We start from the raw sequence: 21305 nt of genomic DNA on the forward strand, positions 1-21305 counted from the left end.
ATTGCGAACCAGCCTGAAAGACTGAGCATACAAGGAGTTATTCAGAGGCTCCCCAGGTATAACCCTGCACCGAAGACTGTGTGGGTAAGCAGGCTTTGCAGGCGGGCGGCGCGGGGGTTGGGCGTGCGGCGTGCGGCGAGGCCGGCGCCCATGCCAGGCTGCATGAGCAGGAAGGGTGCGGCGACGGAAAGCAGACCAAACAACAGGGCGGGCCACAGGGTAGGGTGCGACAACCAGCCGGGGCCCGCCAGTAACAACAGGGCGCCGGCAAACCCCAGCCCCACCAGATAGTGGACGGCCCAGCCTGTGATGGCTTCATGGGGCATGGCGGTGGCTTGGGCAATCGCAGGGTGACGGAACTGACCGTTGCCCATATGCCGTACCCACCGGCCGACCAGGTCGTAATTGGGCGGTGCGATGCCAAGCAGCGGCTGGCGAAGCCAGCTCCAGGCATCCATTACCAGGGTGGCGCACAGGCCGACGATGGCAGTGTTCAGCAGAAAATCCAGCAAGTGGGTCATGGTGGCTCGTCCTCGGGTTGCGGTGGGTGTTAACGTACAACTTCAAGTCAGCTTGAGGTCAAGGGCATGGATATTTCCGAGGTGGTGCGCCAGTCCGGTGTGCCGGCATCGACCCTGCGTTACTACGAAGAAAAGGGCTTGATCGCATCGGTAGGGCGAAGCGGATTGAAACGGCTTTTTGCGCCACGGGTGGTGGATCAGCTGGCGCTGATTGCACTGGGGCGTGCGGCGGGGTTTTCGCTGGATGAGATTGGTGAGATGTTTGACGCTGACGGCGAGCCCACCATTGATCGACAGGCGCTTGCGGCCAAGGCCGATGAGCTGGAGCTGACCATCCGGCGTTTGTCTGCCATGCGGGATGGACTTCGACATGCGGCCAATTGCCCGGCGCCACGGCATCTGGAGTGCGACCGGTTTCGTCGTCTGATGACGGTGGCGTCTGCGCATGCCAAAACCGCTAAGGCGAAACGTGGGAAACCGTGAGCCCGTTATGTAGGCGGGTGATTACCGGTAACAAGACGAGTTACGGAGTGAGTGAATGGAAACCTTTGGCATTATCGGGATGGTGTTCGGTGTGCTGGGATTCGTGTTCGGGGTGAATGCCCTGGCGAAGGTCTCCCGGCTGGAAAAGCAGCTTCAACAACGCGGGGACGACAACGCCTAACCCAATGTCAGGAACGGCACCAAGGTCACCAGGATCAGCACACTGACGGCAATCACTACGCCCAGCACACGGACGGGGTGCTCGCGCAGTCGCTGGCCCAGCGTCGGCGCAGTGCCATTGCGTTGCGCCTCTTCGTAGCGCTGGCGTTCGCGCAGGGCGCGTTCCTGCTGATAGGTTTCCATCAATGCCTTGGCTCGCTGGCGCTCTTCGGGATCGGTGAGCCAGATACCCCCGGAGGAAATGCCCCACAGGCTGGGAGTGGTTTCATAGAACGCGATGCGATGCTCGTTGAGCAGGGCGCGCACTTCCTCGGCTTCGTCGTCCGGTACCTGTCGCAGGTTGAGTAGCAAGGTGGTCATGAAATCGCTCTGATTGGGGGGGCGTTAACCGGGCCTAGTGTAGCGAAGCGGGGCGGGCTGTGTCGCCCGGGGTGATGGGCGTTGCGGTTTGGCCTGTTGGGCACTTTCATGGTTACATCGATCAATGTCATGGTTGGGCCGATCGGTGACACGCCAGCAGGAATCCCCTGCGCCTCGCGCTGCCGCCCATTACCCACCACCAATCACTCAGGGGAAGCCAATGAAAGCCGTTGTTTGTCATCACGGTCAGTTGAATGTGCAGGAAGTGGCCGAGCCGGAGCCCGGCAAGGGGCAGATGCTGCTCAATGTGCTGCGCTGCGGTATTTGCGGGTCGGACCTGCATGCCCGTGATCACGCGGATGAACTGGCCGACGCCACCCAGCGGGTGGGTTATGACAAGATCATGCGCAGTCAGGACCAGGTGGTGCTGGGCCACGAATTTGTAGGGGAAATTGCCGACTACGGGCCGAAGACACACCGTCGCTGGAAGGCTGGCGAGCGGGTCGTTGCGATGCCGCTGATGCGTGCCGGTGGCGAGGCGCACCCTACCGGGTTGTCCACCTGTGCGCCGGGGGCCTATGCCGAACGGATGGTGGTGGAGCAGTCGCTGACTTTCCGCGTGCCCAACGGGATTTCCGATGACCATGCCGCCCTGACCGAGCCCATGGCCGTGTCGTTGCACGCAGTGAACCGCTCAGGTGTGGGCCGCCGCGATACCGCCATCGTGATCGGTTGCGGCCCCATTGGTCTGGGGGTGATTGCCATGCTCAAGGCCAAGGGGGTACGGCATATTGTGGCCAGCGATTATTCGCCGACCCGCCGTAAACTGGCCCGAGCCATGGGCGCCCATGTGGTGGTGGACCCCTCAGAGGGCAGCCCCTACGAAGGCTTGGCCAAACGTGGCTTTGTGGTCAATGCGCCGCAGCTGTTTGATATGGCCCTGGATGGCATGTCCATGTTGCGTCTGACGCCGTTCCCCTGGGAGCCGTTGTGGCGGGCAGCGGAGGTGGCGGGGGTGACAGAACCCAAACGGCCCGTGATTTTTGAATGTGTCGGGGTGCCCGGCGTGATCAACAGCATTATCGATGAAGCGCCGTTGCGTTCCTGTGTGGTGGTGGTCGGGGTCTGCATGAAGACCGACAACTTTGTGCCGGTGAATGCCATCAACAAGGAAATCGATCTGCGTTTCGTGCTCGGCTACATGCCGATCGAATTCCGCGATGCCTTGCACATGATTGCTGAGGGCAAGGTCAATGTGGAGCCGTTGATCACCGGCACGGTGGGGCTGTCCGGGGTGGATGACGCCTTTACGGCCCTGCGTGACCCGGAACAGCACGCCAAGATCCTGATTGACCCGCGCAAGGCGTGACGGACCCCGTCACGCCCGTTCCTGGTTTTTTCCTTCCGGCCCGTTGGCAGCCTTGCCTGCCCGGGCCTTGCTGGAGACATAGTTCTCCGGCGGTTCTTCATAGATGCTCTGGTAGCTTACGTTAACGATGGACTCGGAGGTTTTCGGCAGCAGGTAGTACATGGCTAGCGCGCCCTTGCCGAACACACCTAACTTGCGTTTGTTCTGGGTAACGATCACATCCAGCATCCATTTCACGGCCGTTTCCGGCGACATCACCGGCATGTATTGGTAGATCTTGGTTGGCGCAATCATGGGCGTGCGCACCAGCGGGTAGTTCAGTGAAGAAAACCGCACCCCGGTGTGGGCGAACTCGTTGGCGGCCACCCAGGTCCAGCCTTCCAGGGCCCACTTGGAACCCAGATAAGCAGAGAACCGGGCGGGGTTTGCCTGCACGCCGACAGTGGACACATTGATGATGTGGCCTTCGTTGCGAGCTTCCATGCCGGGCAACAGGTTCATGGCCATGCGGATTGACGCCAGGTAATTCAGTTGCAGTGTGCGTTCGTAATCGTGAAAGCGGTCGTAAGTGAATTTGATGGAGCGGCGGATGGAGCGTCCGGCGTTGTTGATGAGGATGTCCACGCGGCCGTGATCCTGCTGTGCCTGCTCGCAAATTCGGTCGCATTCTTCCAGATTGGTGAGGTCGGCAGGGTACACCCCGGCCTTGCCGCCACTGGCCTGGATACGCTCGGCAATGACATTCAACTTGTCCCGGTTCCGGGCCACCAGCAACACCGTGGCGCCTGCCTCGGCCAGTTTTTCGGCGACCCCTTCACCAATGCCGGAGCTGGCGCCGGTCAACATGACGACTTTGCCACTCACCCGTCTGCGTAGAGCGGTGCCGGGCTGAATCACGCTGCGGGTATTCCAGGACCAGTGGTCCCGCAAGCGCGAAAAATAGGGGCGGATGGTCGGGAGTCGGAACTTCAATTCGCTGGACATGATCGGGGTGCTCTGGCTTGTCGTTGCAGATAGGCTTACATCTTAACCTGAGCATATACTCGGAAAAACTCGGGTTTTCGCTGCAGCAAGAACGGGGGAAGAATGGCCGCTGATCATCGTCAACATACTGTTTTTAAAATGAAAAAAGAGCCCCGCCAGGCACGGTCGCGAGCCTCGGTAGAGGCCATGCTGCAAGCCTGTGCTCGGATTCTGGAGCGCCGTGGGTACGCGGGGTTAAGTACCAATGCGGTGGCAGAGGTGGCCGGGGTGAGCATCGGTTCGGTGTATGAGTACTTTCCTGGCAAGGAAGCCATTGTGGCGCGGCTGGCAGAATCGTTGCTGGCGGAAACCACCGACTTGTTGCAAGGCCGTTTGGCCATGACCGACCAGCGCAGCGAGTTGAACGTGGCCATGCGCCATTTTCTTGGTGCACTGCATGCGCTGATGCACCAGCATCGCAGACTGCTGCGGGTATTGGTGTTTCAGGTGCCGTACCTGCATCAATTGCCCGCCACTCGCAAGCTGCAGCAGGAACTGCAAACCGTATTGCAGGAGGGGTTAAAGCGAACCCACGAGCAGTATCGGGTTTCCGTGTCGCCCACCACTCTGTATTTGATGTCCACATCGGCAGCGGGAACCCTGATGCACATGGTGCTGATGGCGCCGCCGTCTATGGGGGCCGAGCCAGTACTTGATGCTTTGTCGCAAAGGTTGACGCAGTGGTTGGTCTCGATGCCGGCAAGCTGAGGTCGACATTCCCGTGTATTGCCAAGGGGGGGTTACAGATAGAAACGAAAATTAACCCAAGTGAGTTGACCCATATGGGTTAATGGAAATATGTTGCTGCCTGAGATGTCCCGCGGCGGCTGCCGGGGACGCAAAGAACAACAACTCAGGAAACGCGCATGGCAATGATCAAACGACGGGTATTGGCTGTGGGGCTGGTGGCTTGCGCCTCACTAACCGGTTGCGGAGGATCAGACTCCTCGGGTGAAGCTACAAGCTTAGCTCAGTCTGATCAGGTACAAAGCGAGGGTTCCGCAGCTGTTCCTTCGGTTCCAGTTCCGTTGACGGGGTTTTGTGCGGAAATGATGATGGACTTTTCCCCGTCACCGTCTGTTGTCGTCACTGAGACCCCGGGTGCACTGAAGCATCTGGTGAAACAGCAGACGAGCACCCCCTTGTCGCTTTTCAGCCAGGTCAATCTGGCTTCACGCTCCCCCGCGATACAGGCAAGCGAAGTGATTCCGCGTGGGCAGGGATTTGGCACGATTCACGGGAATGTGATCAATAATGATCAGGTGGACCTGATTATTCCGGGGAATCTGGAGCTTCAATGGACGGTAGAAAGCCAGCTCTATCAGCCCGAGGGAGTCACATCGGGTGATCAGGGATACTACGGCACCCATGTGTTCCCCGTAGGCGGCACGGACATTGATTTTTCCATGATTGCGCTGGACAAGGTATCAGGAGCGCGCCGTTGGGTCGTGAGGCCTGGCCAGATTGGTCAGGGTGGCACGCCAATGGTGCTCAATGACATGCAAAACGCAGGTAAGGTGATTTACTCCGGAGGGCTGCGCGGGGTGTTTGCCGTTACTGAAAAGGGTGAGGTGCGTTGGTGCACCAACACCGGGTTTGGCATTGATACACCAGCAACCTCGGACTTTGATACACATATCAAGAAACGGCTATGGGGGATCAACTATCACCAGCCAACCGATAGCGTGATCGCTGTATACGGTGATGGTACGGTCCTGGCTTTCGCTCGCGAGACTGGAGAATTACGCGCGCAATACCGTGTCGAGGGGGATCCCTCTGTTGATAACACGGGGCTTAATCTACCTGAACCGATCCTTGAGGGTGCAGAGAAGGCCATCCGGAAACAGTTTGTTCCGGAAGGCGCGAACTTGCCGGAAGATGCCCGCATCTTTGACACAATTATCGCGGTGGCGCTTGGCGGCGACATGGTGGTTAGCAACTACTATGCGACCGACCCGGATTCTGATCGTATCTGGGTTGCGGCTACTTTGCCGGACGCAGCGGATGGTATTGAAGACGGGGTCGCACGTTTTGGTGCTTTGCACGCACTGACCCTTACTCGTGAGGGCGATCAATTCAGTTTTGAAACAGAGTGTGCTGTCCCGTTTGAGGGAGGGTCGGCTTCGACTCCCGCTGTGCTGCCCGGAGGGGACCGCATTTACACTTCTGACAAAGACGGCAATGCACTGGCATTTGATCAGCGATGTGAGTTGGTGTGGTCAGTCAATGTGGGCGATCAGATTCTGGGTTCGCTGGCTGTTTCGCCATACGACAACTACGTTTATGCGTCTACGGGATCCGGGGTATTCCAGATAGTTGATCATGGCAACAGTGCTGAGTTGGGCTGGTCAGCCAATCTGGATGGTGTTTTCTACGGGGGCGCGGCACTGCTGCCCGTCGCGCAACTGGTTAGCTCCGCTCTTGCGGAAGCCGGATTGTCGGTTCCCGTTCAGCTTCAGGCATCGAATATTGAGATTTCCACTGTTGCTGAAAATGCATTGGTGTTGATTGCCGGGTTGGGTTTTCAAATGGACCCGCAGCGCAGTGAAGTCTTTGCGCCTTTGGTTATGTCAGTGACCATGATCGACCGCATGACCGGGGAGGTAATTAATTCCACCCCGGCACGAGAAGAATCCATTGCTGTTATCGGTATTGATAACGATGGCAGCGTCGTGATTGGTAACTCGCCACTGCGTCGTGGTGCAGTGGTTGGAGTAACAGAAATTCTTGGAAACGGCCTTCTTGGCGAGGCGCTGGCAGATCTGCTGCCCCCTTTGACTGGAGGTGTCACCAAGTATGCTCCGTCATCGCGTTTCGATCTCGCAGCCCGTGATGCGGTGTGCTACGCGGCCCGGAAAGTGCTGGCATGGGAGGTTGGCCGTGACAGCGCTGGATACACATGGCTCGACTCTCCTGAGGCATCGTCTTATCAAGCACTGACCGGGCAGGCGGTGGAGATGTTAGGTCTTGCCAGGGCAGTAGGTGAAATCAGCAGCGACACTTATGCGGGGGTCAGTTATTTAATCAGTGATGCACGAGAGTCGGCGTTAACAGGGGATTTTCGTGCTGCCCACTCAGTTTTAAGAGAGGCGTGTCAACAGCTTGACTGATTCTGGATTCTTTTTGCCCTGCGTAAGCAGGGCTTTTTTTGCCTGTGAGTGCATGGTTGCCTGATCTATACTGACCGGGTGTTTGCAGTCTGGCTGAATCAATAATGAAGCGTTCCTCCCAGGAGAGACCGGGTGATGAAGTAGCAACCCGTCTGGTAAAAACTGCCATCGCGTTGTTTGGTGAAAAAGGGACCAGTGTGTCCCTGAGAGAAGTTCAGCGAAAAGCTGGCGTGCTCAATGAGGCGGCGATTCGCTATTATTTTGGCAAGCGGGAGGCGTTTGTTGAGGCATGTATAGAAGATGTCGCTGCCCGGTTTTTGGTTGTCACTGAGCAGCAATGGCAAACCTTTTCCGAGAAACAGTCCCGCCGAGCCGTGACGGTGCGGGATGTGTCCATGGTATTGGTGAAATCCCTTTACCTGTTCTTGCTGCAGGATCGCGCCAGTGTCTGGTTTATGGCCCGGATGATTCGCGAGGAGGGCGACTTTGGGCAAGATCTTCTGATCCGTTACTTCGGCGAGTTTATCTGGCGATTGGAAGCGGAAATTCGAGAAGTGGTTCCGGATAAGCCCAGGAAACTGGTTCGAATGCACTTGTTTCTTGCCATTAATAGCTCTCTTAACGGCATGGTCGATCAAGGGTTGCTTTGGCGCTTGCCTGATCTGGATGGCAATGAGGGCGGTTTCAGGTTGGACTTCGATGAATTCGCCAAGGGATTTATTGCATACGTTTCTGCAGGGATAGAAGCCAAGTAAGGGCTAATAAGAGTGATTCGGTCTTGATGCGCAGAAAAATGATAACTTTCCCGAAATTCATATAAAACGATTCTGGAGGCCGGTGGAACAGGCCGGTAGTGTGGCGGTGTTCAGGTTCAGGGAGGCAGACTCCGGGGGGAAGGTGCCTCCCTGCCTGGGCAGCTTCTGTGTCTTTCCTGTCTTGTTTCCTCACAGCCTCGTCCCCAAATAGCAATACACTACGCTGCACTGTTCAGGTGCTGCGGTTGTTGCTGTCGAGGTTGGCGATGACGAATACGTTGTTAATCAAACCTGCGGCCACGCGCCTGCAATTCTCTTCGAACCGCGGCGGGGCTCGTCACCGGGTCCGGTATGTGGAAAGTTCGGCGCCGCCGCCGGGACAATGTGGACTGTGTGTCGGGTCGCTTGCAGATCAGCCGGGCCGGCCAGGTGTGTCGTTCCGTGGGGTACGATTTTGTGGTCCGCTCATGGTGGGTAGTTTTTTGCCTTTGCCGGGCCTAACGGTGAAGCGCGTGCGCGATGAACGGGAGTGAGTATGAAAGAGCTGGAACAGGCCGAGGACGATTTCGCCCACAAGGCACTGGTGGAGGCGATTGAAAATCAGATTGCAGAGGGGCACCCCCGTGAGGCGGGCCTGGTGATGATGGCGTTGACCTCCAAAGGGATGGACCACGAGGAGGCACTAACGGCCATGGCTGATGTGCTGGCATCACATATCGCCCGGAGTGATGAAACTGGCACCGGCTTTGACGTGAATGCCTACGCCGCGGATTTGCTTGCCTTGTCGTAGTCCGAAAACCCGGCTTGTTGGCTACCAGGGAATATCGCTGCCGTCCCAGGCGACGAAACGGCCATGATCGTTTTCTCCTGCACCATCGATGATGGCAGCGAGTTGGTGTGCTGATCGTTCGGCCGAGAACAGCTTTCCTTCGGGGACATTGCGTTGATAGGGCTGCGACAGAGGAGTGTCGGTGGTGCCGGGATGCAGTGCCAGCACGGTCAGATTTGGCAGTCGGCGCCGGGTCTCGATTGCCAGGGTACGTAACAGCTGATTCTGTGCGGCCTTACTGGCGCGGTAGCTGTACCAGCCGCCAAGATGGTTATCCTGAATGCTCCCGACCCTGGCCGAGAGACTGGCAAACACGGTGCGTCGCTTGCTGTCGAGCAAGGGGAGCAGGGTGCGCGCCAGCAGAATGGGACCAAAGGCGTTGACCGCGAAACTGCGTTGCAGTGCCTTGAGCGAAATATCTTCCAGCCTTTTTTCCGGGGTCAACGACTGCGCTGGATCATGGAGCATACCCGCGCACTGGATGATGTGATCAGGAATCTGATTGTTGGTTCGCAAGCAGGTTGCCAGATCCTCAAGCTGTTGTTCGTCGGTGATATCCGCATCATGAATGTGCAGGACAGGCCCACCTGTGAGATGTTCGGACTGAAGTTGCAATAGCACCTGACAATGGCTGGCACGACGCGCCACAGCGATCACCGGACTGCCCTGTGACAGCCAATACCTCACAAGAGCAAGGCCGATGCCAGAGCTTGCTCCGGTAATCAGTCGGCTGATGGGGGAAGGCGTAATGGCAGACATTCCGACAGTATGCGGCTGGCGCGACAATGCCCCGTGAAGGGGGTCAGGACATCACGAAGTGCTCGATACCGCGGTTGAGAAACTGTACCAGCATGCGATAACTGTCCAGGTCAAAACAGGGAGAATAGGGCAGGCTCAGGTCGTTGGGAGAAGGGGGCTGCTGCAGGGTGGTGAGATGGCACCACTGACGAATCAGATGATAGTCCTCTGCGTCGTCACTGCGCTCGCGGATCACCAGTGTGCCACGGTAAGGCCAGGCTTGAATCTGGTGGGCCAGCAAGGTGCCCAGCAGGCGCTGGTTATGCTGGTCCGCGGTTTCCTCGCCACAGCACGCGCCACGACAACGGCCCAATTGCCACGAAAAACACGCGCCCTGATGCCGCTCCAGGCCACAGATGGCAGGGCATAACTGGGCATCCTTCACCCATTTTTCCAATGCCTGATGTGCCTGGCGGGGGCTGCGATACAAACCAAAGCAGTCCTGTTGCCATAAGGGGTTGTTATCGGCGGGGCGAAACAGGCCGGGTACCAGAAACCCGTTTGGTGCGGGGTTCAGAACCCAGGTGTGCAATTGCCGGTAGCGTCGTTGGCGCCGATTGAAGATAGGCTGACGCTCCTTGATTTCACGGTTTTCCAGTAACAGGGCGCCCAGTTCGCCTGCGGTTACGGTGAAGTCCACCTGGTCTGTGAGGCCACACATTCTTCTGGCTCGCGGGCTGGGGTTGCTGGCCTGAAAGTGACTCCGCACCCGTTGACGAATATTGATACTCTTGCCGACGTAGAGAAGCTCGCCCTGGTTACCGAAAAACCGGTATACCCCCGGGGAGTCCGGTAGGTCCGTGAATGCTGGGAGAGAGTGCGGGGCGTGGCTGTCATGCATGACATCATTATGAAAAGTACTGGTTGAGGAAAGGGTGAAGGGGTGGCGCGGATGAATGCTCGGCAAGAGGAATGCTCTGGGGTTCTGGATCGGGGAGAGCCTGAGGATCGACTGAGCATGCGTGATGGCGAGCGATTCGCGATTCCCGGAGTGCGGGGCCGCATGGAAAAGCTGGCATTCGGCACTGGCCTGTTTCTGCATCTTGCTGAGCTGGAGGTTGAGCAGGACGCGTTTTTTGCGGTGGAAAACTATATGGCGCCGGGCTGGATCGGGGGCAGCTGGAATATTCTTGGCGAGTTGCAGGTGCAGCCCCCGGGAATGGCCCCGTTATCGTGCGGCGAATCGGATGCCTTGATCATGCGGGTGGATACCACCGGGACGCGGTATCTGTTACCCGCAGGGCAGTTGATTCGTCACATTGGTGTGACGTGCACGCTGGAGTCGTTGCATCAGCGTTTCAATGGAAACCTGCCGGCGGCGTTGGCGCCGTTTGTGCGCAATGATGACGACGTGGTGGATATGCGCGTCACAGAAGTGACCCCGCGAATGCGGAGCGTGGGGGCGGCCATGTTTGCCCGGCAATTGCACGGGGCGGGCCGTCGCTTCCAGTTGGAAGGGCTGGCGATCCTCTTCCTTTACGAAATTATCGACAGTTTTTGTGAGGGACTGGATGATGACAGCGAGGACTTGCCGGATTGGGAGCAGGTAGCGCTGGAGCGCATCATGGTGCGCATCCAGCAGGATCCGGGAGCCCCTTTGGTTGCCCGTCAATTGGCTGACGAAATGGGCATGGCGGAAACGCGATTGAATAGTCTTTTCAAGGCACGCACTGGCAAACGCTGTGCGGAGTTTATTCGTGCCGAGAGGATGGCTTTGGCGAGACGCTTGATCGAAGAAGGGGAGCTTGCCCTGAAACAGGTCGCGCTGCGGGCGGGCTTCAACCACGTCAGTAATTTCTCCCGAGCCTACAAGAGCTGGTATGGCGAAAATCCCGGGCGTGCGCAACGCCGGAGCTAGTTACTCCCCGAACTCTGAAAGTGCCACGCCCACCGTCACGGCGCCGATGGCGTTGCCGGCATCATTGCTGATGGTATAGCTGACCTGGATTTGCCATACCCCGGTTGAGTCATCATGCCGCACAGGGCTGGCGTAATAAGCTCCCGGGCCGGCCAGAAAGGTTTTCACCCACTTGGGCTCGTCCCCCTGCCACAGGTCTGTGGTGATGGCGCTCTGCCCGGCGTTGAGCCCTTGGTTATCCATCACGATGATTTCGGTGATCACTCCTTTCTCTCGAAGGTGCAAGGTACGCAGGAAATCGGAGAGGGGGGTTCCCATCATCAGGGTTATCAAGTCGGCGTTGGATTTGCCGTATTGTGCCCGCCATCGTTCGTCTAATGCCTGTATCTCGGCAGGGTCGAGTTGATGATTGAGGCGATTCTGTTCTTCCACCGCTGCAATCACGGTGGGGGCGGCGGCAATTTCCTTCGCTTTGGCCAGGCCGAAACGAAGGCTGTCCGGCCATGCATCCTGTGCCAGGCAGGCGCTTGCCAGCAGGAGCAGTATGAGGGTAGCCGTGGCTTGAAATCGCGTGATCACATGCCGGTGTTCGGTTGTCACTTTCCTGTACCTGTGTGCCTGGAGATGTGGGGCAGGTGATTATACCCCGGTGCCGGTTTCGGTTATTACAACATGGTCAGGGTCGGGGAAGTCTGTGCAGATTTGTTAACGTCAGGCGGATAGTGGCGTTATCGGGACGAGCCGTGATGGTGGCGGTGATGCGCGGGTGTTGCTCTCTGATCTGTCGCCGGCGGCCCTGGAATAGGCCGCCGGTCGTCAGGGTGTCGCTGACTCAGGCCCAGTCACCCAGCCATTTCTTCTTGGCTTTTTCTACCAGGTCTCTGGCGTCGTGGTCCCAAGGGTGGAAGTTGGGGCTGTAGAATTTGAAGTAAGACGGTAGCAACTTCCTGAATACGCCAGGCTTGCCCCACATATAGTTCAGGGTGCTGGTCCATGCCTTCACATTGGTCAGTTGCCCTTCTTCGCGCATCAGCTGGGTCAGATGCATGGTGGTAAAGAACGGAAAGAGAACACTCACCAGCATCATTTCCGTGACCCGGGTGAATTCGCTGCCGCCGATGGCTTTGTAGACATCGAACGCTACCGCCTTGTGTTCGGATTCTTCCACTGCATGCCAGGCCCATACCGGTGCCATGCGCGGGTCCATTTCCTCCAGGGCGTCGTACTTGAGCAGGAACTCTTCGGCCATCAGGGCGGTGAAGTGTTCCACTGCGACGGTGTGGGCCAGCTGGCGTTCCGGGCTCAGTTTTTTGCGCATCAGGTTCATGAAATCGAGAATTTCCTTCTCTAACCGAGCCAGATTCACGCCCTTGTCCTGGAGGAAACCGTTCAGCATTTCATGCTCGCGGGAGTGGTGAGCTTCCTGGCCGATGAAACCCTTGATGGCTTTTTTCAGTTCCGGGTCGGTGATCTCTTTTTCGAAGTAACGCACGGAATCGATAAAGAACCGCTCGCCCGGCGGAAAACCGGCAGACATGGCGGCCAGCAGCAGGGTTTTAACCGGGTTGTTGTCCCACCAGTAGCGGGGCATGTCATCGCTGTTGCTGAACTCAAATTCCGGGCGACGCACCTGCGGGATCATGCCCTTGGGTGTCTTGCTGGCCACGGCACGGATAGCCCCGGCGATCCCCTTGCGTTTGCGGTTCGGTCCAATGGGAACAATGGCATTCATGGCTGTGCTCCTTTCTGCCCGTCAGGGCGTTTTGTCTCAATATGGCCTCTACGGTACTGGTTCCGCCGGGGGCAGCGTGAGATTCTGCATGGACATAATAATTATCATTGGTGGCCAACGTGGCGAGCGACTCCAAGACCGACTCCCTGATTGCCGAGACCCGTGAGCGTCTCGATGCGATGCCTGGCTGGATCAGCCAGCAGACCCAGTCGTCCACGTATCCGCGGGCTTTTCTGGCGGCGGCAGAGGCCCGTGGGGCCGACCGTGCCCAGATGCTGGCGGACGCGGGGCTGGACGCGCAGCGGGTAGAGGACCCGGAGGGGCGTTTGTCGCTGCGTGAAGTCTGGATGCTGGCGGCGGTGACGCGGGTGCGTAGCGGGGATCCCACGTTGGGGTTTGCCTGTGGTGACAGCATGCCCCTGACCGCCCATGGCAATCTGGGTTACGCCTTGTTGTGTGCCGGGACGCCGCGGGAAGCCGTGGGGTTGCTGCAGCGTTTCTGGCACTTGCGTGGGCGGGGCGTGCAGCTGCTGGTCAATGAATCTGACAATGACATGTTCATGGAGCTGGTGCCGGAGTGTGCGTTGCCGCCACGGCTGGTGGACCTGATGTTCAGTTCCATTGCCACCAGCATGTTCCGCGGTATGGAATTTCTGATTCGGGATCTGCCGGGGACAGCGGAAATCTGGTTGCAAGGCCCCGCGCCAGATGGGGTGGAGACCTGGCAGGCGCGCTTGCCGACCTTGCGTTTCAGTATGCCCCGGGCGGGTATTCACCTTGTGGGCGACCTGAGTGTGATGGACCAGCCACTGGCCACCGCCAACCCGGAAGGCTTGCGCGCTGCGGTGGCCCAGTGTGAACGGGAGAGTGCTCTCAGCGATCCGGGCGGGGATGTGTTGCGGCGGGTGCGGGCCATGCTGCTGGCCGGGCCCGACGGGTACCCCAGCCCGGTGATGCTGGCCGAGCGGTTGCACATGACCCCGCGCACCTTTCGTCGCCGGCTGCAGGAGCAGGGGTTCAGTTACCAGCAGTTGCTGGAAGAGGCGCGGCGCCGTGACAGTTGCCAGTTGTTGCGGGATCCGGAGCGCGAAATCCGCCGCATCAGTGACCAGCTGGGTTACCTGAACCCGGCCAATTTTACCCGTGCGTTCAAAAGCTGGACGGGCATGACGCCACGGGAGTGGCGTCAGCAGTCCAGTCACTGATCATGCGGTGTTATCCAGCCTGGCAAGAAACGCCAGTTGCTGGCGGATCACATCGCTAAAGGCCGGTTCGAAGTAGGGCTCGAAATGGTTGGCCTGAACGCTGGCGAGGGTCAGGTGAGGGTTGTTCGCCTTGCGGATGGCGTTTTCGACAAACGGTGCCACCGAGTCACCGCTGGCCCCCAGTAGCAGGGTGGGGATGCGGATGTTCTTGAGGTACTTGATGGGACGATAGGGCCCCATGGTCAGTAGCGACCGCGCCGCCACCCGGTTGTCGTAGGGCCGGCCGATGCTGGTTTCTGCCAGTTGCAGGGCTTTGCCGGCGTCGTCCCGGTCCATGGAGGAGAAGGCGCCGGGCTCGCTGACCACCGGCACGTAAATCGGGTGCCCGGGTTTGAGCAAGTCGGCCAGGGCATACAGGCCGAACCGCAATAACCGGCCAACGGGTACGGCGCGCACGGCGGCCATGCCATCCAGCATGGGCACCTGGGCAATGGCGCCCGCCAGTTCCGGATGCCCGGCGGCCAGCTCGACGGCGTGGCCGCCGCCAAAGGACGACCCCCACAACACGATACGGCGGGGGTCGATGCCTGGCTGGCTTTTCAGAAAGGCCAGGGCCGCATCGCCATCGGCAACCCGCTCTCTTGCTGAAATCACCTGTCGTGGCAGCCCGGCGCTGTCTCCCCAACTGCGATAGTCAAAGGTCATGACTGCATACCCTGCGCGGGTGAACTCCTCGTAGTACGGCACCGTCAGGGCGTCCTGGATGCCGCCCCAGCCGTGCAGCATGAGGATGGCCGGGAGGGTCTTGCTTGCAGGGTTTGCCGGCCGGTGCAGGGTGGCAGCGCACCAGGTTCCCGCTGAGTAAAAGCCGGTTCGCTGGCTGTCGCAGGTCAGGGTGTTGGGGTTGTGTCGCAGGGCATCCATGGTGGGGCTCCGTTATCTTGTATGGCATTCAAGAGCGCAGGCTAGCATTCTTGAATACCATACAAGATGACCGGGCAGACTGTAGGAGCATGCGCCGTGGCCAAGAACAAGCGCGAGATCGATTTGAAAGTGAAACAGGAAGAGCTGGAGAGCACCGCTGCCCGGCTATTCCTGACGCTGGGGTATGACGGCACCTCCATGAGTCGCATTGCCCGTGAGCTGGGGGTCGCGCCGAATACCCTGTACTGGTACTACCCCAGCAAGGATGAGCTGCTGGTCGCTGTGCTGAACCGGCAGATGTCAGCAACCCTGGCGCGCTTGCCGGGCATTGCAGGCCTGCCACTGAAGGACAAGATGGCCTGGGCCCTGCAGGCCTTCGAGCAGAGTCGCGAGTTGGTGACCACGGTGCATGCGCGACTGGAGCAGTCTGCCGTGATTCGGGAATGGCACGATCAGTTCCATCACTTTGTGGAGGCGGCAGTGATTCATACCCTGGAGGCGGAAGGAGTGGCCCCGGCGCGTGCGGCCATGGTGGCGACGGTGGGTACCTTTCTGGTGGAGGGCCTGCTGGCCCACCCTCACAGTGAGGCGCAGCGGGAGGCGATTCTGCAATGGTTCGCGGTGAGTGCCCTGCCTGACTGACCGCTACGGCTGATAGAAATACCGGCTCATCAGGGTGGCGACTTCGTCCACCATTTCCTCATCGGTGTAATACGGCACCGGTTCCAGCAAGTGTTGGGAGAGGATGGCGGTGCAGGCATGAAAGGCGGTGTAGATGGCGCGGTCCAGGTTGTCCACCTGCAGCCGCTGGCGCTGCTTGATCAGGAAGCGGTGCATGGCTTCCATTAATCGTCGTTCGAATTCCTTGCCTTCCGGCAAGGCGGTCAGCGTGTGCTGGCTGCGCAGTAGTTCGGTTAACACGCCTCCGCTTTGCCGGAATGACTGGATCCCCAGGGTCGCCCACAGCCGCGTGGACTCTTCGATGGAGATGTCCCCCAGTCCGTCCAGAAGGTCATTCAATACCCGTGTCAGGTCGTTCAGGTAGCTCTGCATCAACGCGCTGAGCAGTGCCTGCTTGTGGGGGAAATACTGATACAGGGTGGCGATATTCACGTTGGCCTGGTCGGCCACCTTGTTGGTGGTCAGGGCCTCCAGCCCCTGCTCCTTCACCAGTTCGCCGGTGGCCGCGATGATGCGTTCCACGGTGCGAATGGCCCGCGGCTGGGTGGGCTGTTTTTTCAGGGCGGAGAGGTGGGGGAAAGGCTGTGTCATAAAACCAAGTTTTAACCAAGTGTTTGCTTGGATTATCGTCAGGGTGGCGAAAATGGCAAGTACGAGGACATCATGAGCGAATCAGTCATCATCCAGCCCACCTGGCAACACAAGTACCGCGATGAGGTGATGGATCGCATGCGTTACACCTGTGACCCTCTGGCGGATGCGGTAGCAGAGCGGATTGAGCGGGCCCGACCGTCACAGATGCTGGACGAGGTGTATGCCCGGGCAAAATCCGAGGGCGGCCCCTTTGCTGATTACGTCGATCAGTGCCACAGCACTCCGTCCTGGGTGGACTGGCAGAAAGTAGAGCACGCGGCCCGGGTAAATCTGGGGTTTGCCAACGTCCGCGCGATTGCCTTGCTGGTGAGCAGCCTGGTGGAAGGCTACTCCCTGAGCAAAGCCACCCATGTGCTGATTGCCACGGGGCGCCTGCACCAGGACGTGATGCGGCGGGTGTATGAAACCTCCCAAATGACCCACAACATGAATGTACCCGGCGGGTTGCGGCCGGGGGCCGAAGGCCACCGCACAGTGATGGAAGTGCGCCTGCTGCACGCCATGGTGCGTAAGTACCTGCGTGGGCGAGGCTGGGAAACCGATCAATACGACGAGCCCATCAACCAGGAAGACATGGCTTTCACCATCATCGAGTTTGATTACCTGGCCCTGCGCGGCATGGAGCGCATGGGGGCGTCACTGAGCGACGATGACAAGGTGGCCTGCCATCACATGTGGCGTTACATGGCCCATCTCAACGGTGTCTGCGATGACATGCTGACCGACTCGCTCGACGAGGAAATCTATCAATATCAGCGTATCCGCGAACGCCAGTACAACCCCAATGAAGAAGGGCGGCTGTTGGCCCAGGCGGTGATCACGGCGCTGGCAGGGCAGCCGCCGTTCCGGCTGCAGGAATCCCTGCTGTATGAATTGAGCCGTATCTGTCTTGGCGACGAACTGGCGGATGTCTACGAACTGCCGCGCAGCGCATTCTGGTTGCGGGCGGTGCTGGCCTACAAGGCGGCCAACAAGGTGGCGACTCTGGCTCACTACCGGGTGCCGGGGGTGGATCGCATCAGTGAACGGCTGAATGTGCGGATGTTGCGAGCCGCCCTGCACAAGAATTTGCCAGAAGACCCGCAAAAGCGCGCCTTTCGCCATATTTCCTGACCGGGTCGGCGAAACGCCGTCTTTTTTGCCAAAATCTGCGCCTTTTGGTCACGAACAGGCGCGAATCCTTTATTTACCCTTCGGGACAGCAAGGTATACACGGTGTAGCGTTGAAGAAAAACCAATACGCCGCACCGATAGCGGCAACGCGGGAGCGCAACATGACACAGGAACAGACCGTCCTTGGTCCGGATTCATTGATGTGGAAGTACTTCGGTGACAGCCGGGTGTTGATGTTGCTGCCCAGCACGACCACCTTGCAGGTCGCGCATCCGGGTATTGGTGCCGGCGTCGAGCAGCACTCGGCCTACAAGGAAGACCCCTGGGGCCGTGCCGAACGTTCGCTGGCGTTGCTGTGGCCGGTGCTCTACAACACTGCTGAAGGGGTGCGGGATTTCGGTACCCGGTTGCGGGAAATGCATCGCAGCATCAAGGGCACCGATTTCAACGGCAAACCCTACCATGCGCTGAACCCGGAGCTGTACACCTGGGTCCACATCACGACCTACTACGGCATGCTCTACCTGGCCCGTTTCAACGGCGACAAGCTCAGTGAGGCAGACAAGGAACAGCTGTTCCAGGAATGGCTGCAGTTTGGTCGCCAAATGGGGATCCGTGACAAGGACATGCCTGCCACCCGGGCCGCCTACTGGGCGTATCTGGATGACACTATCCGTCACCGGTTACAGGAAAACCCCGCCACCGAGTACGTGGGACATCGCGGTTACTACACCAACCAGCCCAAGCCGCCGGGGATGAAAGTCTCTGACGGGCGCTGGAAGATGTACCAGTATGTCGTGGGCTCGATGACCTGGCATCTCAAGAAAGGCTTTTTCCCCAAGGCCTATCGCGAGCGATTCGGGATTCGCTGGAACTGGTGGGACAAGACCCTGTTCCAGCTGATCAGCCTGACCTTCCGTGCCGTGTGGCCACTGTTGCCCGAAAAATCCCGTTGGGTGCCCCAGGCCTGGAGTGCCATTCAGGACGCCCGTCAGTTTCCGCAAAACTATGGTGGTGAGGCCTCGCTGAAGGTGGCGCGCGCCAGCTGATCCGGGTGTGCGGTGTTTCGGGTTTCCCATTCAGGAGTCTGTTAGGATTCTTAGTCTCTTGGACAGAACACCAACAACACACCACCCGGGGGAATGTATGACACGCGGCCTGCTGTTTTTCTGTCTGGCATTTTTCAGCCTGTCGGCCCATGCCGACTGGACCATGGCGACCTATCATGGCCACCCCTACGCCGGAGCCCATGGTGGGCAGGATGGTGCAGCCAAATTCGCGGTGGGCATGTTGTGCAAACAGGACACCGGGCAGCCGGTGTATGTGTTGGCCCACCGTCGTTTTGTGACCGCCAGCGGTCCTGCCACCACGCTGCCGGCACAGTTCGAGCAGGGCGAGTTGCTACGTGAGTTCCGGGTGGACGGGGTGCACTTTGGTGATCTTGGCGCACGCCATGGCAGCTACGATGCCGACAACAACCTGCTGATCTTTGCCAGTGCGATGCCGCTTTCGTCTCCGGTGGTTCGCGCGCTCAAGCAGGGCAGGGAGCTGGATGTGGTTTACCTGAACAAGGCGGGCGAGGTGTTGTACGTGTCGGACTTTTCCCTGCAAGGTTCGGCGGCCACGCTTAACCGGCTGCGTTGCCCTTAAACGGAGCCGTTTCCCGGCGGAAAACGACGTATCAGGCGCGCTTTCCGACCTGCGACGGAAGTCCACTGGGGTGGTGAAAAACGCTGTCGTATAGTGAGGCTCCCAGTCATTCCCGGAGCTATCATGTCCTTCCAGGTTTACCAGCCGTTAGCCCACGGTATTACCCGCATTGATACGGCCATGGTCCGTGATGAACTGGCCGCCTGCTACCTGATGGAAGATGACGGCGAGTGCGCCATCATCGAAACCGGTACCCATCACACCGTCCCCATCATCCTTGATCTGCTGGAACAGAAAGGGATCGCTCGCCGCCAGGTGAAATATGTGATCCCCACCCATGTGCATCTGGATCATGCCGGCGGGGTGGGTGGCCTGATGCAGGCGTTGCCCGCGGCCACTCTGCTGATTCACCCCCGCGGGGCGCGCCATATGATCGACCCATCCAGACTCAAGGCGGGCGCCACGGTGGTGTATGGTGAAGCGGCGTTTGCCGAGATGTATGGCGACATTATTCCGGTGCCGGAATCGCGAGTGAGGGTGATGCACGATGGCGATCAGGTGACGCTTGTCCAGCGCCGCCTGACGTTTCACGATACCCCCGGCCATGCCCGTCATCACTTCTGTGTCCAGGACAGTGCGTCCAATGGCATTTTCACCGGCGATACCTTTGGTCTGGCCTACCCTTCCCTGGTGACAGAACGCGGCCCCTTCATCTTGCCCACCACTACGCCGGTGCAATTTGACCCGCCCGCGTTGAAAGCGTCGATTCGCAAATTGCTGGCGCTGGAACCGGAGCGCATGTTTCTTACCCATTACGGACTGCTGGAAGCGCCTGCGCGACCGGGGGAGCGCTTGCTGGCCATGGTGGATGACTATGTGTTGCTGGCGGAGCAGGCGGAAGAAGGTGGTGACGATGATCTGATGGGTCGACTGGAACCTGCCCTGCGAGACTATCTGTTCGCTCAAGCCCGTGAGCACGGGGTGAACCTGTCCGATGCGGCCCTGGATGACGCACTGGGGTTTGATATTCACCTGAACAGTCAGGGGTTGGTGGTCTGGCTGCAACAGCGAACGGTGTGAGAACCGGCGTGTCCAACGGTGTTTACGGGAGAATGCCAGTGAGAATACATGTTTCTGTGATGGTGTCCGGCGGGCTGTTGGCATGTGCCGTTGCGCAGGCCGAACCATTACCTCAACTGCAGGCGTATACGGTGCCCGAGCCCTGGCTGGCTCCCATGTCGCCTCTGCCGCTTGCCGATAACGTGTGGCACATCGGGACCGAAGAACTCACGGCGCTGTTGGTGAAAACCGCTGACGGCGCGATTCTGATCGATGGCGGTATGCCGCAAGGCGCAGATATGTTGCTGGACAACATGCGTACGCTGGGTGTTGCACCAGAGGACCTAAAGTGGATTCTGGTGAGCCATGGCCATGGTGACCATGCGGGGTCGCTGGCGGCGATTCAGCGTGCCACCGGCGCCCGACTCGCGGCCAATGCGGAAACCGCCATGTTGATGGCGGCAGGCGGTGCCCACGATATCCATTTTGACGATGAGATTCTTTACCCGCCCGTGTCGGTGGACCGGCAGTTGCAGGATGGCGAACAGGTCACCCTGGGCGAGGTGACGCTGACCGGCCATTTTATTCCCGGTCACACTCCCGGCAGCATGGCCTGGACCTGGCGGGCGCGCCGGCAGGGAAAGACAGTCGATATGGCGTATGTGGACAGCCTTACCGCGCCCGGATACCAGCTGCTGGACAACCCGCGTTACCCGCGGATCGTGGACGATTTCAACGCCACTTTTGCCACCGTGAGAGCGCTCCCCTGTGATGTGCTGTTAACCCCGCATCCCGGCGCCAGCGGCTGGCACTATGGCGACCCGGCGAGGTCCTCGCCGCTGGATTGCCAACGTTACGCCGACATTGCAGAACAGGCCCTGCGCCAACAAATCGCGGACCAGCGCCCTGATTGATCCACTGAGCTGAAGGAACAGATCGGATTATTTCCCTTGTTCCACTACGGGCGCCTGCCCATAGTGAAGCCATTAATGTTTATGCGG

General features: G+C 59.1%; 24 protein-coding genes. 15 read left to right on the forward strand and 9 right to left on the reverse strand.

Annotated features, from left to right (window positions below):
• Positions 1–41: 41 nt before the first annotated feature.
• Positions 42–521 (reverse strand): DUF2938 domain-containing protein, encoded by a 480-nt coding sequence (locus tag A15D_RS12815; protein ID WP_022984879.1) that lies wholly within the window; start codon positions 519–521, stop codon positions 42–44.
• Positions 522–587: 66 nt separating this feature from the next.
• On the opposite strand from A15D_RS12815, the gene A15D_RS12820 reads away from it, so the two are divergent.
• Entirely contained in the window at positions 588–1004 is a 417-nt protein-coding gene (locus tag A15D_RS12820; protein WP_022984878.1) for a helix-turn-helix domain-containing protein, read from the forward strand.
• A 55-nt stretch (positions 1005–1059) separates the two neighbouring features.
• Complete coding sequence (locus A15D_RS17465; RefSeq protein WP_022984877.1) at positions 1060–1185, forward strand: hypothetical protein; 126 nt, start codon at positions 1060–1062, stop codon at positions 1183–1185.
• Here A15D_RS17465 and A15D_RS12825 read toward each other — a convergent pair.
• Positions 1182–1544 (reverse strand): DUF6164 family protein, encoded by a 363-nt coding sequence (locus tag A15D_RS12825; RefSeq protein WP_022984876.1) that lies wholly within the window; start codon positions 1542–1544, stop codon positions 1182–1184. The two genes, A15D_RS17465 and A15D_RS12825, sit on opposite strands and share 4 nt — an antisense overlap.
• Positions 1545–1764: 220 nt before the next feature.
• Between A15D_RS12825 and A15D_RS12830 the strand changes: the two genes are divergently transcribed.
• Positions 1765–2913 (forward strand): zinc-binding dehydrogenase, encoded by a 1149-nt coding sequence (locus tag A15D_RS12830; RefSeq protein ID WP_022984875.1) that lies wholly within the window; start codon positions 1765–1767, stop codon positions 2911–2913.
• 9 nt (positions 2914–2922) lie between these two features.
• On the opposite strand, the gene A15D_RS12835 is transcribed toward A15D_RS12830, so the two are convergent.
• Positions 2923–3897 (reverse strand): SDR family NAD(P)-dependent oxidoreductase, encoded by a 975-nt coding sequence (locus A15D_RS12835; RefSeq protein WP_102792279.1) that lies wholly within the window; start codon positions 3895–3897, stop codon positions 2923–2925.
• A gap of 138 nt (positions 3898–4035) precedes the next feature.
• On the opposite strand from A15D_RS12835, the gene A15D_RS12840 reads away from it, so the two are divergent.
• The 4 genes from A15D_RS12840 to A15D_RS12855 all read left to right on the forward strand — a co-directional run bounded on the left by A15D_RS12840 (position 4036) and on the right by A15D_RS12855 (position 8591).
• Positions 4036–4644: a TetR/AcrR family transcriptional regulator gene (locus tag A15D_RS12840; RefSeq protein ID WP_102792305.1), complete on the forward strand. Its 609-nt coding sequence runs from the start codon at positions 4036–4038 to the stop codon at positions 4642–4644.
• A gap of 158 nt (positions 4645–4802) precedes the next feature.
• Positions 4803–7046 (forward strand): hypothetical protein, encoded by a 2244-nt coding sequence (locus A15D_RS12845; protein ID WP_146026881.1) that lies wholly within the window; start codon positions 4803–4805, stop codon positions 7044–7046.
• Positions 7047–7150: 104 nt separating this feature from the next.
• Positions 7151–7801, forward strand: coding sequence for a TetR/AcrR family transcriptional regulator (locus A15D_RS12850; RefSeq protein WP_022984871.1), 651 nt, complete (start codon positions 7151–7153; stop codon positions 7799–7801).
• 535 nt (positions 7802–8336) lie between these two features.
• Positions 8337–8591 carry a DUF1841 family protein gene (locus A15D_RS12855; RefSeq protein WP_022984870.1) on the forward strand — a complete coding sequence of 85 codons (255 nt, stop codon included), beginning with the start codon at positions 8337–8339 and terminating at the stop codon, positions 8589–8591.
• A 21-nt stretch (positions 8592–8612) separates the two neighbouring features.
• On the opposite strand, the gene A15D_RS12860 is transcribed toward A15D_RS12855, so the two are convergent.
• Positions 8613–9389: an SDR family NAD(P)-dependent oxidoreductase gene (locus tag A15D_RS12860; RefSeq protein WP_022984869.1), complete on the reverse strand. Its 777-nt coding sequence runs from the start codon at positions 9387–9389 to the stop codon at positions 8613–8615.
• Positions 9390–9432: 43 nt separating this feature from the next.
• A complete protein-coding gene (locus tag A15D_RS12865; RefSeq protein WP_081703621.1) occupies positions 9433–10269 on the reverse strand; it encodes a GIY-YIG nuclease family protein in 837 nt (278 codons plus the stop codon).
• 51 nt (positions 10270–10320) lie between these two features.
• Here A15D_RS12865 and A15D_RS12870 point away from each other — a divergent pair, with 51 nt between their 5' ends.
• Positions 10321–11286: an AraC family transcriptional regulator gene (locus A15D_RS12870; protein WP_102792281.1), complete on the forward strand. Its 966-nt coding sequence runs from the start codon at positions 10321–10323 to the stop codon at positions 11284–11286.
• Here A15D_RS12870 and A15D_RS12875 read toward each other — a convergent pair whose 3' ends face one another.
• Entirely contained in the window at positions 11287–11886 is a 600-nt protein-coding gene (locus tag A15D_RS12875; protein WP_146026882.1) for a hypothetical protein, read from the reverse strand.
• 232 nt (positions 11887–12118) lie between these two features.
• A complete protein-coding gene (locus A15D_RS12880) occupies positions 12119–13018 on the reverse strand; it encodes a metal-dependent hydrolase (protein WP_022984865.1) in 900 nt (299 codons plus the stop codon).
• 119 nt (positions 13019–13137) lie between these two features.
• Between A15D_RS12880 and A15D_RS12885 the strand changes: the two genes are divergently transcribed.
• The gene (locus A15D_RS12885; protein ID WP_233192233.1) at positions 13138–14223 is read left to right on the forward strand and encodes an AraC family transcriptional regulator; all 1086 of its coding nucleotides are present in this window, start codon (positions 13138–13140) and stop codon (positions 14221–14223) included.
• Here the strand turns inward: A15D_RS12885 and A15D_RS12890 are convergent, their stop codons facing one another.
• Entirely contained in the window at positions 14224–15147 is a 924-nt protein-coding gene (locus A15D_RS12890; RefSeq protein ID WP_102792283.1) for an alpha/beta hydrolase, read from the reverse strand.
• Positions 15148–15243: 96 nt separating this feature from the next.
• Between A15D_RS12890 and A15D_RS12895 the strand changes: the two genes are divergently transcribed.
• Positions 15244–15789 carry a TetR/AcrR family transcriptional regulator gene (locus tag A15D_RS12895; protein WP_102792284.1) on the forward strand — a complete coding sequence of 182 codons (546 nt, stop codon included), beginning with the start codon at positions 15244–15246 and terminating at the stop codon, positions 15787–15789.
• Between the two features lie 3 nt (positions 15790–15792).
• On the opposite strand, the gene A15D_RS12900 is transcribed toward A15D_RS12895, so the two are convergent.
• A complete protein-coding gene (locus tag A15D_RS12900) occupies positions 15793–16419 on the reverse strand; it encodes a TetR/AcrR family transcriptional regulator (protein ID WP_022984861.1) in 627 nt (208 codons plus the stop codon).
• 27 nt (positions 16420–16446) lie between these two features.
• Between A15D_RS12900 and A15D_RS12905 the strand changes: the two genes are divergently transcribed.
• From A15D_RS12905 to bla, 5 genes are all read left to right on the forward strand, one after another.
• Positions 16447–17595: an oxygenase MpaB family protein gene (locus A15D_RS12905; protein WP_102792285.1), complete on the forward strand. Its 1149-nt coding sequence runs from the start codon at positions 16447–16449 to the stop codon at positions 17593–17595.
• Positions 17596–17756: 161 nt separating this feature from the next.
• Positions 17757–18644, forward strand: coding sequence for an oxygenase MpaB family protein (locus tag A15D_RS12910; protein ID WP_022984859.1), 888 nt, complete (start codon positions 17757–17759; stop codon positions 18642–18644).
• A gap of 97 nt (positions 18645–18741) precedes the next feature.
• Positions 18742–19245, forward strand: coding sequence for a hypothetical protein (locus A15D_RS12915; RefSeq protein ID WP_102792286.1), 504 nt, complete (start codon positions 18742–18744; stop codon positions 19243–19245).
• Positions 19246–19368: 123 nt separating this feature from the next.
• On the forward strand, positions 19369–20325 hold the full coding sequence (locus A15D_RS12920) for an MBL fold metallo-hydrolase (protein WP_102792287.1): 957 nt from the start codon (positions 19369–19371) through the stop codon (positions 20323–20325).
• A 59-nt stretch (positions 20326–20384) separates the two neighbouring features.
• Positions 20385–21218, forward strand: coding sequence for a subclass B3 metallo-beta-lactamase (bla, locus tag A15D_RS12925; RefSeq protein ID WP_102792288.1), 834 nt, complete (start codon positions 20385–20387; stop codon positions 21216–21218).
• Positions 21219–21305: the final 87 nt, after the last annotated feature.

Origin of the sequence: Alcanivorax sp. MD8A, from assembly GCF_002888555.1 — a bacterium.
Lineage (GTDB): Bacteria > Pseudomonadota > Gammaproteobacteria > Pseudomonadales > Alcanivoracaceae > Alcanivorax.

What these genes read in the sequence shown, in the direction of transcription:
- A15D_RS12815 (WP_022984879.1), bottom strand. Translation starts at nt 521, where the DNA reads ATGACCCACTTGCTGGATTTTCTGCTGAACACTGCCATCGTCGGCCTG.
- A15D_RS12820 (WP_022984878.1), top strand. Translation starts at nt 588, where the DNA reads ATGGATATTTCCGAGGTGGTGCGCCAGTCCGGTGTGCCGGCATCGACC.
- A15D_RS17465 (WP_022984877.1), top strand. Translation starts at nt 1,060, where the DNA reads ATGGAAACCTTTGGCATTATCGGGATGGTGTTCGGTGTGCTGGGATTC.
- A15D_RS12825 (WP_022984876.1), bottom strand. Translation starts at nt 1,544, where the DNA reads ATGACCACCTTGCTACTCAACCTGCGACAGGTACCGGACGACGAAGCC.
- A15D_RS12830 (WP_022984875.1), top strand. Translation starts at nt 1,765, where the DNA reads ATGAAAGCCGTTGTTTGTCATCACGGTCAGTTGAATGTGCAGGAAGTG.
- A15D_RS12835 (WP_102792279.1), bottom strand. Translation starts at nt 3,897, where the DNA reads ATGTCCAGCGAATTGAAGTTCCGACTCCCGACCATCCGCCCCTATTTT.
- A15D_RS12840 (WP_102792305.1), top strand. Translation starts at nt 4,036, where the DNA reads ATGAAAAAAGAGCCCCGCCAGGCACGGTCGCGAGCCTCGGTAGAGGCC.
- A15D_RS12845 (WP_146026881.1), top strand. Translation starts at nt 4,803, where the DNA reads ATGGCAATGATCAAACGACGGGTATTGGCTGTGGGGCTGGTGGCTTGC.
- A15D_RS12850 (WP_022984871.1), top strand. Translation starts at nt 7,151, where the DNA reads ATGAAGCGTTCCTCCCAGGAGAGACCGGGTGATGAAGTAGCAACCCGT.
- A15D_RS12855 (WP_022984870.1), top strand. Translation starts at nt 8,337, where the DNA reads ATGAAAGAGCTGGAACAGGCCGAGGACGATTTCGCCCACAAGGCACTG.
- A15D_RS12860 (WP_022984869.1), bottom strand. Translation starts at nt 9,389, where the DNA reads ATGTCTGCCATTACGCCTTCCCCCATCAGCCGACTGATTACCGGAGCA.
- A15D_RS12865 (WP_081703621.1), bottom strand. Translation starts at nt 10,269, where the DNA reads ATGCATGACAGCCACGCCCCGCACTCTCTCCCAGCATTCACGGACCTA.
- A15D_RS12870 (WP_102792281.1), top strand. Translation starts at nt 10,321, where the DNA reads ATGAATGCTCGGCAAGAGGAATGCTCTGGGGTTCTGGATCGGGGAGAG.
- A15D_RS12880 (WP_022984865.1), bottom strand. Translation starts at nt 13,018, where the DNA reads ATGAATGCCATTGTTCCCATTGGACCGAACCGCAAACGCAAGGGGATC.
- A15D_RS12890 (WP_102792283.1), bottom strand. Translation starts at nt 15,147, where the DNA reads ATGGATGCCCTGCGACACAACCCCAACACCCTGACCTGCGACAGCCAG.
- A15D_RS12900 (WP_022984861.1), bottom strand. Translation starts at nt 16,419, where the DNA reads ATGACACAGCCTTTCCCCCACCTCTCCGCCCTGAAAAAACAGCCCACC.
- A15D_RS12910 (WP_022984859.1), top strand. Translation starts at nt 17,757, where the DNA reads ATGACACAGGAACAGACCGTCCTTGGTCCGGATTCATTGATGTGGAAG.
- A15D_RS12915 (WP_102792286.1), top strand. Translation starts at nt 18,742, where the DNA reads ATGACACGCGGCCTGCTGTTTTTCTGTCTGGCATTTTTCAGCCTGTCG.
- A15D_RS12920 (WP_102792287.1), top strand. Translation starts at nt 19,369, where the DNA reads ATGTCCTTCCAGGTTTACCAGCCGTTAGCCCACGGTATTACCCGCATT.
- bla (WP_102792288.1), top strand. Translation starts at nt 20,385, where the DNA reads ATGGTGTCCGGCGGGCTGTTGGCATGTGCCGTTGCGCAGGCCGAACCA.